The sequence below is a fragment of the Pacificibacter sp. genome, assembly GCF_039769035.1.
Classification (GTDB): Bacteria; Pseudomonadota; Alphaproteobacteria; order Rhodobacterales; family Rhodobacteraceae; genus Celeribacter.
This window is the reverse complement of sequence record NZ_JBDMZG010000060.1, coordinates 1-15606: the sequence shown is the minus strand read 5'-3', so window position 1 is coordinate 15606 and position 15606 is coordinate 1. Positions and strand designations below refer to the sequence as shown.

The window sequence follows — 15606 nt, the reverse complement described above, 5'->3', positions numbered from 1 at the left end:
ACAACTTGCATACTTCCATACAAGTTAGCAATGAAAATTGTATGCCAAATCTAAAAAACCAGACGACTCCAGATAATTATCCTTAGGTAATTGAATTTATTACTATTTTTATAAAACTTCCGCAGAAAACCCCAACGCTCCTGCGAAAAATTTACACGATCAGAGCAGAATCTGAACGCTGCCACCGTCCAAAAACAGTCAAAGTCGCACTGACCAGAACTGCCAAAAACAAAATCATTGCAGGCAAAAGTCCTAGAGCATCCGCAAGCAATCCGGTTACAATAACAGGCACCGAAAACCCGAGATACGCGTAGACAAATAGACCGGCTGTGGCCCGTGCTTGATCGTCAGGCGCACGGCGCGCGACCTCTGCCAAAGACGCGAGATAGGTAAAGCCATAGCTGGCAGCACTTGTGATGCACGTTCCAAGCAGCACCAGTATCAATGCGTTGAACCACACGCCAAGCAGCAAGACGACAAACCCCAGCGGCACCAATACAAACCCCACCGAGAGCGCGCGGGCGTTTGTCATGCGACGTGCCAATGGTTGGCACAGAAAGCCTACAAAAATCGCCAAGAACACAACAAGTCCAGTCCATCCTCCAAGGCCACGGGCAGCCAATTCAAGCGGCACTACGGCAATTGTCATCCCGCTGGTGGACCACGCCAAAGCCATCGCCAGACCAAACATCCATGTGCCAGACGCAAAGACCGGCAATCGCATCAACGACACGGACAACGACACCTGCGAGCGAGGCAGTCCTAAGACGCCACCAGCCAAGACAAGCGCGACAAGGATCAGAACATGGTAACTCATAGGGGTCACTGTTTGCCCTTGAACGGCGAGGCATAGACCCGTTGCAAGCGCACCGCCGCCGAAGCCAAGCGATGTTGCTGACGTGACGACCAACGCAGCAAACTTCTGCCGCTCCCGCCCCAATATATCTGTCATATAGGCCGCACCAGACGTCGCCGCGAGCGCTGTTCCCACTCCAAGCAAAAGACGTGCACAAACAAGGCTAATCATGTTTGGCCAAAGCACCAGCAACACCGTGGCCAGCGCGCCTAAAATGAGCGCAAATGCAATTGGCACTTTGCGGCCAACACGATCAGATAACCCGCCGAGCACCATCAAAGTCGGCATTAGCCCCCCGACATAGGCTGCAAAAGCGATGGTGACCGCCACGTTGCCCACGCCGCTAGCTTGCGCGTAGACGTCATAAAGTGGCGCTTGCAGGTTCACCGCGAAGGTGACGACAAACAAAGCGATTGCGAGAAGAGATGCAGAGAGCGGCTTGGACATAATTGACCTCAAGATTGAACTTGAAATCGACATGCCACGCCGCCACAATTATGACAATTTTTCAATTGTACTAGATACAGTGAGCCCATGGCAAAAGCGCGATACCTCCAACTGGCTGACACACTCGAAGCAGCGATCAAACGCGGCAAGCTCGCGCCGGGATCCAAACTCCCCACCCATCGCGCCTTTGCCGAACGATTTGGCGTTGCATTGGCGACGGCGACACGGACCTACGGGGAGCTAGAACGACGGGGCGCCGTTGTTGGTGAAGCGGGCCGTGGCACATTTGTGCGTGACAAAGGCGTTCCTCTGTCGCTGGGACTACAGCAGTCTGCGGCAGATGGCAGCGTCGATTTGGTGTTCAATATGCCAAGCGACACGTCTGACGCAGACACGCTGCGCAGCGCGCTGAAACGGCTGGCGACATCCGGCGATTTATCCGCAATGCTGCGCTATCAACCACACGGCGGGCGCGACCACGAACGCGCCATTATCGCCAATGATGTGCAGCGCACGCTTGGCCCTATCGATCCTGCGCAGCTGTTGATCACATCAGGTGGGCAGCATGGATTGTCTTTGCTTGGGTTCGGGCTTTTGACACATGGCGATGCTGTTGCTACGGACGCGCTCACGTATCCGGGGTTCAAATCTGTGGCGGCGCTGCAAGGTCTAGACCTAGTGCCCATCGCCAGCAGCAACGGCATCATGGACCCAGAAGCGCTTGAACGAAGCTGCCAGTCCAAGCGGATCAAAGCCGTCTATTTGATGCCAACCGTTCATAACCCATTGGGCACTGTGATGGACTTGGCAACGCGCCTGCGCATCGTCGATGTTGCGCGCAGGCATGATCTGATGATTTTCGAAGACGCGGCCTACGCTTTTCTAGAACCCGATCCGCCCACAGGTTTTTTGACCCTCGCGCCGGAACGTACCGTCCACATTGGTGGGTTTTCCAAAACCCTCGCAACAGGTTTGCGCCTTGGTTATTTGATCGCGCCCCTTCCCCAGATTGAACCGCTTACCGAAGCGATCCGTGCCACAACTTGGAATGCGCCCGCGTTGATTTCGGACTTGGTCACAAACTGGATCTTGGACGGCACCTTGGCACAGTTTGAAGCCAATAGACGCGAAGACGGCGCCGAACGCCAAAACATTTGTGCGGACATCTTGAGGGATCACAGGTTGCTGTCGCATCGAAATGCCAGCTTTGCATGGCTGCCGCTTGAACAGGGCGTGCGTGCTGAACCGATTGTGATCTCGCTCAAAAAATTGGGGGTATCTGTTTCAGATGCGCGCCCATTTGCTGTTGGTTCCGCCATTCCACAGGCGTTGCGCATCGCATTTGGCGGCGTGCCAAAGCATGAGTTCCAAACGGCGCTCAAAGCCGTACGAACAGCGATTGATGATGCGAGCCCAAGCTAAGGTTTGGCACGCTGTCGTTGTGCTGGACTTCAATTCATGTGAAATAACCTACGGTAAAGCCCAATTCTCAGACAGGATACGCAATGAAGGGCAATGACTTTCACAAGGCCATCACACTGCGCCACTTACGGGTGATCGCTGCCTTGTCCGATTTGGGATTGGTCGCGCGCGTTTCAGAAGCGTTGAATGTGACCCAGCCCGCTGTCTCTAAGCAGATCGCTGAATTAGAACGCATTGTGGGCGTCCCTGTGGTGACCCGCACCAAAAACCGACTGTATTTGACCGCCATCGGCGCGCGGCTCGCGGAACATGCCAAACAGGTTTTGGGCCAAGTGGATCGGGCCGCATTTGACATTGAAGCCATGGCAACAGGTGTTTCTGGATCCTTGGCCATCGGTGTCGTGAGCTCCGTCGCGCCCGTTTTGTTGCCTGGCACGTTGTCGTTGCTCAAGGGCAGCGCACCGCACGCCAATGTGTCAGTGTTTGAGGGTCACTTTGTCAGCCTGTTTCCCGAACTCGAATCTGGTGCACTGGATGTTGTGATCGCACGGATTTGGCAACCCCGCGAGCTGGCAGGCATTGAACAGATGTCTTTGCATTCCGAACCTCTTGTGGTTGCTGCTGGCCGCACGCACCCTCTGGCGCGCGCGAAAAGCCTTGAGTGGGCGGACGTGGCATCGTCGCAATGGATATTGCCACAGGCCAATTCCGTTGCACGCCAAGCTGTCGATACATTGTTTGCCGAGCACGGCTTAACGACCCCAACCAATACGATTGCGTCATTGTCTTTAGCGCTCAATTTGGAGATTCTTCGTGTAATGCCAACGCTTTGCCTGCTGCCACAAAGCCTTGCGCAAAGCCATGCTGCGCGTGGCGATCTTGTCATATTGCCCTTGGATACGCATGGGCTCTTGTCCGAGGCGCGCTGCTTTTGGCGCACAGACAGAATGACAACTGGCGGCACGATGTCATTGTTTTTGAAATGCCTCCAACAAGCCGCCAGCGACGTCAAAACAATTCCATATGGTTAATGTTTTGAGCCAATTATTCACTATTATCTCAAAGTTGCACTGCATAAGATAACGAAACACAATTCTTGGGAGGGCCTTGTGTCAGTATTTTCTTTGCATCGCTTGGCGTGCCCGAATGGGTAACTCTGACCTGACCAAATGGTCTGCCACAAAAGTGCTGGCTGCTTTTGCAGACCTGTCTTTGACGCCGACCGATTACCTATCTGCCTGCCTTGACCAGATTGCAGCACTCAATCCGAAAATTAACGCGCTGACAGCTACGGACGCTGAAAACGCGGCGATTGAGGCCGCGCAGGCGACGCGTCGCTGGGCAGAAGGCAAGCCGATTGGCCCACTTGATGGGTTGCCGATCGGGGTAAAAGATCTGCAAGACACCAAAGGTCTGTTGACGACACATGGCAATCCACGTGCGCGTGGCAACATTCCTGCGTCAGATATGCCAATGGTGGCGCAATTGCGTGCCGCTGGTGCAATCATGTTGGCCAAAACAAACGTTCCGGAACTGGGCGCAGGTGGTAACAGCCGCAACCCTGTTTGGGGTGCAACGGGCAATCCGTTTAACCCAAATCTCATTGCGGGCGGGTCCTCAGGTGGATCCGCTGCAGCATTGGCGGCCGACCTTTTGCCTCTGTGCACGGGCTCAGATACGGGTGGGTCGTTGCGACTTCCTGCAGCACTATGCGGTATTGTTGGATATCGTCCGTCGGTTGATGTTGTCGCGCACCCGACGCGCCCATTGGGCTGGTCTGGCATTTCAGTGCTGGGCCCGATGGCGCGCACTGTCGAAGACCTTGTTCTGATGCTCAAGCTGATTCAATCAGATGATCCGAACGACCCGCTGTCCATTCCTGCATCAGATAAGGCGCGGTTTGAAACGCTGCCGGATGTTGAGTTGAGCGATTTGCGGATTGGCTATAGCGAAGATTTTGGCGGCGCTCCGGTGGACCCTGAGATTCGCGAGACATTCCGCGCACGGGTTGCAGCACTCGCGCCGCAAGCTCGGTCATGCACACCGGTTGATCTAAATCTAGGTGATATGGACCGCGTATTTGATATTTTGCGCGCGGAGAGTTTTGTCGCCGCCTTTGGTCAAGGTGTCGAAGACACGCCCGAACTATATGGCGACAACATCAAAACCAATGTCGCGCTGGGGAACAGCTTTACCTTGGCAGACCGCAGCTGGGCGCATATTGAGCAAACGAAAATTTTGCGCAACTTCAATGCCTTGATGGAAGATTACGACGTTATCTTGCTGCCAACAGTTCCCGTATCATCATTCCAGTGGACCCAAGCACATGCCACGCACATCGATGGGCAAGAGTTGGACATCTACTACCGCTGGCTTGCGCTGACCTATCGCGGATCCTTGCCAGGTGGTCCGTCCATCACGTTGCCGAGCGGGCTTGACCCTCACGGTATGCCTTTCGGGCTTCAACTGCTCGGACCTGTACGTGGCGACGAAAACCTATTAGCCGCATCCCATGCGGTGGAAGCGTTTCTTGCGCAAACCCCCGAAACCGCTCGCCCGATCGCAAATGTTGCAGACGTTGCCGCTTCGACTGTCGATCTAAGATCCATCGTCACCCACCCGCCCATTTTTGATGGCGCAACGAAAACGCACGCCGTCAAAACGGCAGTGTAGAGGAACAAGACTATGTGGCTCATTCCAATCGTATTCATCGTATTGCTGATCAGCGGCACTGCCTTTGCCTATCTTATGGGCGCAGTGTCGGTGTTGAGCTTTGTCGCGGTGGATAAACGCCAATTTTTATCGATCCTACCGCAGCGCATTTTCGCGCAGGTGTAACGCGCAGCCTCATCGACTTTGCGATGGCCATCGTTGGTCGTTTCAAAGGCGGACCTGGTCACGTGAACATTCTGACCAGCGTCTTCTTTGCGGGCATTTCTGGCTCAGCTATTGCTGACAGTGCTGCCCTGTCGCGTACTTTCGTTCCTGAGATGAAAGAGCGTGGCTATGATGGTTACTATGCAGGCGCGATCACTGCCGCGTCATCTATGATTGGACCAATCATTCCGCCCTCGATCATTATGATCATTTATGGTGGTTTGACAGGCGCATCGGTGGCAGCCTTGTTTGTTGCAGGCGTCATTCCTGGCATCTTGTTGGCCGTTTCTTTGCTGGCACTGAACAGCATTTTGGCACACGTCCAAGATCACCCCGGTGGTGCATCTGACGATCTACCAAAGTTCTGGCCAAGCCTGCGTAAAGCCGCCCCTGCTTTGCTTTTGCCCGTCGTTATTTTGGGATCACTGGTCTTTGGTTTGGCCACCCCAACGGAAGGCTCTGCCATTGCTGTTTTGGTCGCGTTGATGGCCGGCCAATACTACAGAGGTTTGAGCTTTCGCATGATCTACGACGCTGTCGAAGCAACAGCGCGTATGACAGGCACTATCTTTATTATCTTGGCTGCGATTTCCGTCTTGGGATATCTGGCTGGGCAAATGGGGTGGTCTTCGGCATTGGCCGATTGGGTCGAAGCCTTTGGCTTGACCGGCACCAAATACCTCTTTTTCTTGGTTGGCGTCTTTTTGATCGCTGGTATGTTCATGGACACACCCGTTGCGTTGACGCTTTTGATCCCACTTTTCGCACCGCAAGCCCTAGAGCAAGGTATCAGCCCAATCCACCTTGGCATCGTGTTGTGTTTCAACCTTTGCGTTGGCCTGATCACACCACCTCTAGGCAAATGTTTGGTCGTCGTTTCTGCAATGACCAATCTTAACTACTGGCGACTGGCCTACACTGTTTTGCCATTCATCGTTGTCCAAGTTCTTGTCTTGGCGGCGTTGGTATTGTGGCCGTCACTAAGCCTTTACCTACCGACGTTGTTCGGATTTTCTGTAAACTAACCACAAATGAGGGAGGATACTCATGAACCTTAAAGCACTCACATTCACGGCCCTTTTAGCCGCGACCACAGCGATGGCGGCCTCTGCCGAAGTCAAAATCGCACTCGACAGCAAACCTGATCTGGCAACATCTGGATCCTACAACTGGGCCGCAACATTCGGCGCTGCTTTGACAGAAGCGGGTATGGAAGTACGCGAATTGCCACGCGGTTCTGTGGGCAACGAAGCTGAGAAATTCGACCAAGTCTCAACTGGTCTTTTGGAAGTTTCATTGCCTGACGTGCGCTCCATCGCGCAAGTTGACCCATTCATCTACGGCGTACGTTTGCCTTACATCTTTGACGACATCGCGCACATGGATCGCGCTTTGGAAAAAGGCCAAGTGTTCGATCGCATCAACGAAAACCTCGCTGGTCAGGACATCATGTTGTTGCTTTGGCACCGCTTGGGCCATCATCCGGCGTGATCACCACGAAACAGGCTGTTCGCGCACCTGCAGACATGAGCTCTTTGCGCATGCGTGCATTGGATGACGCTCAGATCGCTATGTACGAAGCTTGGGGTTCTGCAGGCACAATCGTGCCTTGGGGTGAAGTTCCAGCGGCGTTGCAAACTGGTGTGGTCGATGGCTACCTCAACTCACCGCTTGTACCTGTGACTTGGGGTCAAACTGACTTCGTCAAAAACTTCTCTGACGCACGTGTTATCTGGCCACTGCGTGCCGTGCTCGTGTCTAAAGATTGGTACGATGGTCTGTCTGCAGACGACCGTGCAGCTGTAGACGGTGCGGTTGACGCAGCGGATGCCGCAACACGTACATGGTTGGACGACGTGTCTGTTTCCGGTCTTGTGTCTCTCGAAGAGTTGGGCGTAACAGTTCAGCGTTTGACAGACGAAGAGCGCGCTGCGTTCCGCGAAATGTCCAAACCTGTTTACGACTCAGGCTTGATGCCATCCGAGGACGTGAAACTTTGGACAGACCTGTCTGACGGCACACGCTAAGCTATACTCAACCAACGTGGCGGGGGGCATCATGCTGCCCGCCCACTCTACAAAGAGGTCCAACATGCGACAGATTATTGTATCGGCCAGCAACGGCATTCACCAAGTGGCACGACGCGCTGCGGTTTTCACCGTCTGTGCGATGTTTGTAACTGTGATGATCCAAATTGTAGCTCGATATGCGTTTTCGTCTCCACCTGTTTGGACAGAAGACATTGCACGCTACTCAATGGTCTGGACTGGCCTTTTGGGCGCGACGTTGTCGTTTAAAACCAACTCTGATGCGATCTTGATGGACACTGTTTTCCCCAAGCGCCCACATATCATGGGTTTGGTCACCGATGCGATCCAAACAGCTGCGATTTTGACGTTTACATTGCCGGTCATCTACTTTTGTTTCGTTGGCCTCAAGGGCGGCTTTTCCAAAGGCTACTTGATGCGCCAATCAGGTCTGACGGCCGACACTTTGGGTATTCCGATGGTTTGGATTTCAATGTCCGTTCCCATCGCTTTCATCATTATTTTGCTGCACCTCGCGGCCCGCTGGGCGGCGCCACAGAGTGTCACTACAAATGATGTGACAAACACCCAACTGGATTGATCTCGGCTAAGCGTGCCGATCGACTTTCCCCACGAACATCTATACTTTGCGCGACATTCGCGCGACATTGGAGACTTTAAATGACTTTGCCACACACTGTTGCAGAGGCCTTAGCGCCATTGTTAGGGGACCGCTTGCACACTGCGCAGGCCGTCCGTGACCACCACGCCAGCACAGCCACATACATAGCATCGCAAAGCCCAGACTTGGTTGCTTACCCAAAATCAACTGACGAAGTTTCTCAAATCTTGAAGATCTGCCACGCGCATGATTTTCCTGTCATCGCTTTTGGCGCGGGTTCGTCCCTTGAGGGGCAAATCAACGCCCCGAACGGCGGGATCTCATTGGACATGTCTGAAATGGCCGAGGTGCTTGAGGTCTGCGACGAAGACCTTTTGGTCGTTGTGCAGCCGGGCATCACCCGCAAACGCCTGAACGAAGAACTGCGCGCCACAGGACTCACGTTTCCGATTGACCCTGGCGCCGACGCCAGCATCGGCGGCATGGCGTCGACGCGCGCGTCTGGCACCAACGCTGTGCGTTACGGGACGATGGCGGACAACATTTTGTCTATGGAATGCGTCTTGGCCGATGGCGAAATTATCCGTACGGGCACTCGTGCGAAAAAGTCATCTGCGGGCTATGACTTGACCCATTTGATGATTGGCGCAGAGGGAACCCTTGGGATCATCACCGAGCTCACGTTGAAACTGCGCGGCATCCCTGACAAAGTCATCGGCGGCATGGCACAGTTCGACACGATTGAGGACGCCTGTAACGCTGTTATTCTGGCGATCCAATGTGGGCTGGATGTGGCGCGGATTGAATTGCTGGATGCGGGCCAAATCGCGGCGTGCAATGACTATTCCAAACTTGATTTGAAAGTCTGCCCAACGTTGTTCTTTGAATTCTCAGGCCACGAAGCGGGCACGGACGAGATGAATGAAATGTTCCGCGAAATTGCGACGGATTGCGGTGCGACTGAATACAAATACGCGCAAAACGCTGATGAGCGGAACGTTTTGTGGACAGCGCGCCATAATGCGTATTGGGCGGCTTTGGCTCAGCACCCTGGTAAAAAGGGTCTTTCAACAGACGCTTGTGTACCTATTTCACGCTTGGCCGATTGCATCGAAGCCTCAAACAATGACCTGATCGAGTCAGGCCTTGCGGGGACCATTTTGGGCCACGTCGGTGACGGCAACTTCCACGTGATTTTGTGCTTTGACCCAGAAAACGCTGATGACGTGGAAAAAGTCGAAGGCTATTTGGGTCGCATGTCCATGCGCGCGATCGAGATGGGCGGTACATGTACCGGCGAACACGGCATCGGCCAAGGCAAGCAAAAATATCTGCGCCAAGAAGTTGGCGGCGCGGTCGACGTCATGAAAGCGGTCAAAATCGCACTCGATCCAAAGAACATTCTCAACCCTGGGAAAATTTTCCCGGTGGGGAACACCTAAAAAGAAACGGCAGCACATCCGAGTGTGCTGCCGTTTTATGCTTTGACGTAAAGTGTCGTTTAAGCTGTTTTCTTGCCAACCGCGCGGTTGCGCTCTCCCAACATCAACATTGCTGGCGTCACCACGAGTGTAAGCACCGTCGCGATCACCAATCCGCCGGCGATGGCTGACGACAGCTCTGTCCACCACTGCGTTGACGGAGCACCGTAGACGATTTCACGCGTGAAGAAGTTCAGGTTCAGCCCGATAACCATTGGCATAAGACCCAAAGCGGTTGTCACAGAGGTCAACACAACGGGCCGCAAACGCTGGGCACCGGTGCGCAAGGCCGCCTCAAGCGGCGACTGACCTGCCCTTTTGAGATCATTGTAGGTGTCAATCAAAACGATGTTGTTGTTGACCACGATCCCCGCCAGAGCGATCACGCCGATCCCCCCCATAACGATGCCAAACGGACGCCCCGTGACCATTAGGCCAAGCAACACGCCGCCGATCGAAAAGACGATCGCACTCATCACGATAAACGCCTGATAGAAACTGTTGAACTGCAAGACCAAGATAAAGAACATCAAGAAGATCGCAGCGCCAAAAGCGCTCATCAAAAAGATCATGCTCTCTTGTTGGTCCTCGGCTTCACCACCGAAACTAAACTCAACGCCCTCTGGCAGCTCTGCTTTGCTCAAGGCCTCTGTAAGCGCCACAACTTGGTCGTTCACCAGAACGTCAGGCGCGACGTTGGCCTCGATGGTTGTGACCCGTTTTTGGTCAATGCGCCGAATGACGCCCGTGCGGGCAGACGGCTCAAACGTCACAAAGTTTGAAATTGGGACCAGACCTGAAGAGGTCGGCACACGCAAACTGCCCAACTGTGCAAGTGTGCGTTCTTCACGCGGGAAGCGCACACGAATATCAAGCGCGCCGTCGGTGTCATCGGGGCGGTAATCTGCCACCGTGATACCTTGGGTCAACAAACGCACCGCTTGTCCAAGCAAACTGACATCCGCGCCAAAGCGCGCGGCCTCAGCCCGATTGACCAAGATCGAGACCTCGACACCCGGCAAAGGCAGCGTGTCGGTCACATCGGTGAACCCGCCTAGCTCGTCCATTATCGCTCTGATTTGCGCGACAGCTTCGGCTTGTGCATCTGGGTTTTTAGCTGTGATTTTCAGGCTAACGGGTTTGCCAGAGTTGGGGCCTTCGCTTTCGGTTTGCACCTGCACGTCGATACCCGCGATGTCTGCGACACTTTCACGAATGTCTGCACCGATCTCTACCGCCTTACGCCGCGTGTCCCAATCTGTGAGCTCGAGCTGCAAGGTCCCGATGGTTTCTTCGTCACCTTGACCAGCACTCATCATAGAGCGCGCGTAAACACTTGCGATCTCATCGTAGCCCAACAACCGCTCTTCGACCGCGCGCACAAGCGCATCGCGTTCAAAGATTGAAAAGTTGTCACGTGCTCGCACTTGAACTTGCATAAAGTCAGGTTCGACCGATGGGAAGAAAGTAACGCCTTTGCCAAATTGACCGTAGAGACCGAAGCCCCCCAACAGCAACGATAGTGCAAGCAAAAGCGTCGCCACAGGGCGCAAAATGGCCCACTGCAGAACCCGCACGTACATACCAGTGAACCCACCGATATCGCGAGGATCGCCAAACTCAGCGGCATGCAACGCGGCTTTCGACTTGGCCGTTTGTGGTGGACGTTTACCAATCAAACCACCAAGGACCGGAATAAAGACAAGCGCCATAAACACGGAAGCGAAGAGTGTCAGAATGACAGTGATCGGCAAGAATTTCATGAACTCGCCAATGGTTCCTGTCCAAAACAACAATGGAAAGAACACGCTGAGTGTCGTCGCAGTTGATGCAATGATGGGCCAAGACATACGCTTTGCCGCAAAGGCATAGGCTTCTTTAGGCGCAAGGCCTTCTTGCAGCTTTCGATCAGCAAGTTCTGTTGTGACGATCGCCCCGTCCACCAACATCCCCACCACGAGGATGAGAGAAAACAAAACCACCATATTCATCGTGTAACCCATGAGCAGCAGGGCAATCACACCCGCCAAAAACGCCCCAGGGATGGCAACACCAACAAGAATGGACGACCGAAAACCGAGCGCAAAGACGATCACGATCATCACCAAAATAACAGCGGCGATGACGTTGGCTTCCAGATCGGTCAACAGCGACTTCACTTGCTTACTTTCGTCGAGCAAATAGGTCACTTCGATACTGTCAGGCCAGTCGACACTCATGGTTTCGACAAGGGCTTTGACCTCGTCCACAGTGTTGATGATGTTTGCGCCAGAGCGCTTTTTCACTTCCAATGCCAATGCAGGCTGACCGTTGATGCGTGCGAATGAGCTTGGGTCCTCAAAGGTGCGCCGCACAGTTGCGACGTCGCCAAAGGTCACAACCGCATTGCCGCGTACCTTCACCGGCATCGCCATAACGTCTTCAAGGTCCTCGATCAAACCGGGGACCTTCAAAACAATACGGCCCGCATCTGTTTCAATCGCGCCAGCGGCAATGAGCATATTGTTGCGTTGGATTTGTCCGATCAGTTCATCGAAGGACAGGTTGTACGTTTGAAACACAGTGGGATCGATCAGAACTTCGAGGAACTCAAAGCGCTGCCCGCCAATATCAACTTCAAGAACGCCCCCAAGACCTTCGATGTTTTCTTGCAGGTCTTCGGCGATGTTGTTCAGCGTCCGTTCGGGCACAGGGCCAGACAAAATGGCCGTGATAATGGGAAACAGCGCTGTATTGATTTCTGTAATCGTGATGTCGCGGGCATCGTCGGGCAGGTCGCTTTGTGCACGATCCGCGGCTTCGCGCACCTTATCGAGTGCCTCATTGGTGTCAGACCCTGACAGAAACTCCAACTGGATACTCGCAAAGCCTTCAGTCGCGTCCGAGTTCATACTTTGCAGGCCTGAAATCGATGAAAACTCGGTTTCCATAGGCTCAAGCAAAAGCCGCTCAGCATCAGCGGGGCTGATACCATCCAAACCCGTTGAAACATAAAATAAAGGCAACGGAATTTCTGGGCTGGCCTCTTTTGGGATGGCCCCGTACGAGATCACACCGATGCCCAAAAGGATGACCAAGGTCATAATTACAATGCGTGTGCGTGAAAACGCTGCGTCTATAAGTGCGTTCATTGGGCAGCTTCCTCAGGCAACGGATCGACGGTTTCGCCCTCGTTTACAAAGCCCTGTCCGACAGTGATAACGTCAACTTGATTGGGCAGACCGGTGACCCAAATGCCGTCAATCTGTGCGCGCACAACCTCGATCGGGTAGAATTTAACGGTGTTGTCGTCGCTAACCGTTTTCACACCGAGAGCACCGGTTTCGTTCAAAGAGACGATGGAGGGAGACAAGAAGTGCGCTTTCGCTTCGCCTGTCGGGATGCTGATTTCAGCGGAAATGCCCGCTGGAATGGCGCCGTCTTCGTTTGCTACTTTGATCTCAGCCAAGAATGTCCGTGTCTCTGCTGAGGCAGATGTGCCAACAAAAGCCACCACGCCCTCGCGGACTTCACCGGTGATAAACCGCACTGTTGCCACTTGATCAGCTTTGATCCGCGTCAGCATTTGCTGTGGCACCTGAATGGCAACTGTCAACGGCGTATTGTCAACCAAGCGACCCACTTCTGTGCCCGCCGCAACATATTCGCCAACATCTAGATCGAGCGTTTCCAACCGGCCGCCGAAGGGCGCGGTGATCGCGAGATTGTCCGCGGCGCGCTGCACGGCCGTCAGACGCGCTTCTGCAGCAGCAAGGTCAGAACGTGCGTTTACAAGCCGATCAGTGGTGGCCACGCCACGCTCCAACAATTGTTGCGCATTGTCCAACTCGCGCTGCGCACGTACCAATCCTTCTGTTGCTTGTTTAATATCCGCCTCGTTTTCAGACGACACAAATCGTGCAATCACATCGCCCGAATTGACGATTTCGCCTTTTTCAATCAGGACTTCGGAAATATCGCCTGAAGTGCGTGCCCGCAAAATCGTGTCACGATCTGGTAATGCCTGACCTTCGGCTTGATAGTTTTGCACAACCACTTCAGCAGTCGATGGGTCCACCGCAACTGAAACGGGCGCCAAGACGGCTCTTTCAGTCTTTCCTTCTTCTTTCTCAGAAGGAAAAATGAATCCGCTTCCCATCCATCCAACAATGAGAAGCAAAAGCACCACAGCAATCCACGTAGCGCGCGACGCTCCTTTATCGTTGTCGAAAGAGAGCACCTTTGTTTTTTGATCTGCGGGCGTCATATATGCGTTCCTTTTGGCCAAGAGTAATTGCAATTGGCGCATTTCATTGTGGGTATAGATAGGACCTGGCTGCAACGTTACCATAGGAAACACGCAAAAAAGGCGAGCGATTTGGCAATCGTCGCTCAACCACAACACTGTGCATCATATATAGCGCTTTTCTGGTCTCAGCTCGCCACTAAATTTTGAAGCTGCAAGACCCATGTGTGCGTACGAAAGGCACGACTATTTAGTCGGCCTGCGGCGCACCGCGATACTCTTTGGCCTCTTTAACAGTTTCCATAACCGCGAAAGAATTGGTCTGCATGATGCCCGGAAGCTTGTTCAACTTGTCGCCCAGCACCATCCGAAAATGCGCCATATTGCGCGTCCTTACGATCAACACATAGTCAAAAGATCCGGCCGTCATCAAACAACTTTCGACCTCTGGAATGCGACGCACAGCGGCGTTGAAACGTTCCAACGAGTCGTCTCCACCAGTCGCCGTGAGCGACACCTGAACCACAGTCAAATGGCTTAGATTCAGCATTTCCAAGTCCAGAACTGCACGGTATCCACTGATGAATCCGTCACGTTCCAACCGCCTCACGCGCTCTGAGCACGGAGTGTTGGTCAGGTTCACCCGCACCGCAAGTTCGACGATTGACAGGCGTCCATCCGATTCCAGCTCCGCAAGAATCTTACGGTCGATCTTGTCTAAATCCCTACTCACTAGCAATATTTCCTAATTTTGACCTACATTACGAGAATTATTACCAAAATAAACGTCAATAAATGCCCAATGTCTAGTGATTATCACTATTATAAAAGTTGAGTGAATTTGATTGCATGAAAGCAAAAGCCTGTGCACGCTACACTCAAGACAAGGGCGAATGCCCACCAGACTGCAAACGAAACCAACATGGAGAACAATATGACACTCAAAATTGTCATAGGACTGGACGGAACCGAAACCGGTGAACGTGCACTCACATTTGCCAAGGACTTGGCAGCCAAAATGGATTCTTGTGAGTTGCTAGCCATCTACGTCATCGAATGGTCGCCCTTCACCTTCCAAACAGCGGAAGAGAATGCGCAACGCCACAAGCGCCGCGAAGAAGAGATCGCGCTCGCGAGCAAGCGTATTGTCGAACCAGCCGTCGCAGCACTCACCGCTGCCGGATTTAAGGCATCGGGACTTGTGCGTCATGGCGACGTCGCTGAGACACTTAACAAGCTCACAGTTGAAAACGGCGGGGCGCAAATTATTGTTGGCCGCTCGTCTTCGGATGGCTTTACCAAACGCATTTTTGGCAGCTCAACACAAAACCTAGTGATGCACGCCGATGTGCCTGTCACGGTTGTCGGATAGAGGGAAGATCATGAATACGAAACGCAACATTCTGGGCCTGACCGGCCTGACCGCACTGGTCGCATCACCAGCTTTCGCGCAAGAAGCCATGACGCTCGACCAAAAAGTAAACGACGCATTTGCCGCCTCGACTGGCTGGTTCGTCAATTTGATCTTTGCACCTTTCCCCGGAACAAGTTTTCCGTGGATCGTGATGTGGCTTGTGATCGCTGCGACAATTTTCACTGTCTACTTTGGCTTTGTTCAGTTCCGCTTCTTCAAGCACGCTATTCAGCTT

14 protein-coding genes and 1 pseudogene are annotated in these 15606 nt (G+C 53.5%); 11 read left to right on the top strand and 4 right to left on the bottom strand.

Going from position 1 to position 15606, the window contains the following annotated elements; translation table 11 throughout:
• Positions 1-151: 151 nt before the first annotated feature.
• Positions 152-1303 carry an MFS transporter gene (locus tag ABF287_RS05670; protein WP_347184043.1) on the bottom strand — a complete coding sequence of 384 codons (1152 nt, stop codon included), beginning with the start codon at positions 1301-1303 and terminating at the stop codon, positions 152-154.
• An 87-nt stretch (positions 1304-1390) separates the two neighbouring features.
• Here ABF287_RS05670 and ABF287_RS05665 point away from each other — a divergent pair, with 87 nt between their 5' ends.
• The 9 genes from ABF287_RS05665 to ABF287_RS05625 all read left to right on the top strand — a co-directional run bounded on the left by ABF287_RS05665 (position 1391) and on the right by ABF287_RS05625 (position 9693).
• On the top strand, positions 1391-2725 hold the full coding sequence (locus tag ABF287_RS05665; protein ID WP_347184042.1) for a PLP-dependent aminotransferase family protein: 1335 nt from the start codon (positions 1391-1393) through the stop codon (positions 2723-2725).
• An 83-nt stretch (positions 2726-2808) separates the two neighbouring features.
• Entirely contained in the window at positions 2809-3756 is a 948-nt protein-coding gene (locus tag ABF287_RS05660) for a LysR substrate-binding domain-containing protein (RefSeq protein ID WP_347184041.1), read from the top strand.
• Between the two features lie 115 nt (positions 3757-3871).
• Positions 3872-5398 carry an amidase gene (locus ABF287_RS05655; protein WP_347184040.1) on the top strand — a complete coding sequence of 509 codons (1527 nt, stop codon included), beginning with the start codon at positions 3872-3874 and terminating at the stop codon, positions 5396-5398.
• Between the two features lie 12 nt (positions 5399-5410).
• Positions 5411-5563 (top strand): hypothetical protein, encoded by a 153-nt coding sequence (locus ABF287_RS05650; protein ID WP_347184039.1) that lies wholly within the window; start codon positions 5411-5413, stop codon positions 5561-5563.
• On the top strand, positions 5521-6627 hold the full coding sequence (locus ABF287_RS05645) for a TRAP transporter large permease (protein WP_347184118.1): 1107 nt from the start codon (positions 5521-5523) through the stop codon (positions 6625-6627). The genes ABF287_RS05650 and ABF287_RS05645 overlap by 43 nt, the downstream gene beginning before the upstream one ends.
• A 22-nt stretch (positions 6628-6649) precedes the next feature.
• Entirely contained in the window at positions 6650-7093 is a 444-nt protein-coding gene (locus ABF287_RS05640) for a hypothetical protein (RefSeq protein WP_347184038.1), read from the top strand.
• Positions 7090-7629 (top strand): TRAP transporter substrate-binding protein DctP, encoded by a 540-nt coding sequence (gene dctP, locus ABF287_RS05635; RefSeq protein ID WP_347184037.1) that lies wholly within the window; start codon positions 7090-7092, stop codon positions 7627-7629. Before ABF287_RS05640 ends, dctP begins: the two co-directional genes overlap by 4 nt.
• A gap of 64 nt (positions 7630-7693) precedes the next feature.
• The gene (locus ABF287_RS05630) at positions 7694-8230 is read left to right on the top strand and encodes a TRAP transporter small permease subunit (RefSeq protein WP_347184036.1); all 537 of its coding nucleotides are present in this window, start codon (positions 7694-7696) and stop codon (positions 8228-8230) included.
• 80 nt (positions 8231-8310) lie between these two features.
• Complete coding sequence (locus tag ABF287_RS05625) at positions 8311-9693, top strand: FAD-linked oxidase C-terminal domain-containing protein (RefSeq protein ID WP_347184035.1); 1383 nt, start codon at positions 8311-8313, stop codon at positions 9691-9693.
• A 59-nt stretch (positions 9694-9752) separates the two neighbouring features.
• Here the strand turns inward: ABF287_RS05625 and ABF287_RS05620 are convergent, their stop codons facing one another.
• The 3 genes from ABF287_RS05620 to ABF287_RS05610 form a co-directional block, all read right to left on the bottom strand.
• On the bottom strand, positions 9753-12863 hold the full coding sequence (locus ABF287_RS05620) for an efflux RND transporter permease subunit (protein ID WP_347184034.1): 3111 nt from the start codon (positions 12861-12863) through the stop codon (positions 9753-9755).
• On the bottom strand, positions 12860-13810 hold the full coding sequence (locus ABF287_RS05615; RefSeq protein ID WP_347184033.1) for an efflux RND transporter periplasmic adaptor subunit: 951 nt from the start codon (positions 13808-13810) through the stop codon (positions 12860-12862). The genes ABF287_RS05620 and ABF287_RS05615 overlap by 4 nt, the downstream gene beginning before the upstream one ends.
• 397 nt (positions 13811-14207) lie before the next feature.
• On the bottom strand, positions 14208-14690 hold the full coding sequence (locus ABF287_RS05610; RefSeq protein ID WP_347184032.1) for an Lrp/AsnC ligand binding domain-containing protein: 483 nt from the start codon (positions 14688-14690) through the stop codon (positions 14208-14210).
• A 201-nt stretch (positions 14691-14891) separates the two neighbouring features.
• Between ABF287_RS05610 and ABF287_RS05605 the strand changes: the two genes are divergently transcribed.
• Both ABF287_RS05605 and ABF287_RS05600 read left to right on the top strand, forming a co-directional pair.
• Positions 14892-15329 carry a universal stress protein gene (locus ABF287_RS05605; protein WP_347184031.1) on the top strand — a complete coding sequence of 146 codons (438 nt, stop codon included), beginning with the start codon at positions 14892-14894 and terminating at the stop codon, positions 15327-15329.
• 10 nt (positions 15330-15339) lie between these two features.
• Positions 15340-15606, top strand: a pseudogene (locus tag ABF287_RS05600) (sodium:alanine symporter); the annotation flags it as partial.

What these genes read in the sequence shown, in the direction of transcription:
- ABF287_RS05620 (WP_347184034.1), bottom strand. Translation starts at nt 12,863, where the DNA reads ATGAACGCACTTATAGACGCAGCGTTTTCACGCACACGCATTGTAATT.
- ABF287_RS05625 (WP_347184035.1), top strand. Translation starts at nt 8,311, where the DNA reads ATGACTTTGCCACACACTGTTGCAGAGGCCTTAGCGCCATTGTTAGGG.
- ABF287_RS05655 (WP_347184040.1), top strand. Translation starts at nt 3,872, where the DNA reads ATGGGTAACTCTGACCTGACCAAATGGTCTGCCACAAAAGTGCTGGCT.
- ABF287_RS05640 (WP_347184038.1), top strand. Translation starts at nt 6,650, where the DNA reads ATGAACCTTAAAGCACTCACATTCACGGCCCTTTTAGCCGCGACCACA.
- ABF287_RS05630 (WP_347184036.1), top strand. Translation starts at nt 7,694, where the DNA reads ATGCGACAGATTATTGTATCGGCCAGCAACGGCATTCACCAAGTGGCA.
- ABF287_RS05670 (WP_347184043.1), bottom strand. Translation starts at nt 1,303, where the DNA reads ATGTCCAAGCCGCTCTCTGCATCTCTTCTCGCAATCGCTTTGTTTGTC.
- ABF287_RS05660 (WP_347184041.1), top strand. Translation starts at nt 2,809, where the DNA reads ATGAAGGGCAATGACTTTCACAAGGCCATCACACTGCGCCACTTACGG.
- ABF287_RS05665 (WP_347184042.1), top strand. Translation starts at nt 1,391, where the DNA reads ATGGCAAAAGCGCGATACCTCCAACTGGCTGACACACTCGAAGCAGCG.
- ABF287_RS05605 (WP_347184031.1), top strand. Translation starts at nt 14,892, where the DNA reads ATGACACTCAAAATTGTCATAGGACTGGACGGAACCGAAACCGGTGAA.
- ABF287_RS05650 (WP_347184039.1), top strand. Translation starts at nt 5,411, where the DNA reads ATGTGGCTCATTCCAATCGTATTCATCGTATTGCTGATCAGCGGCACT.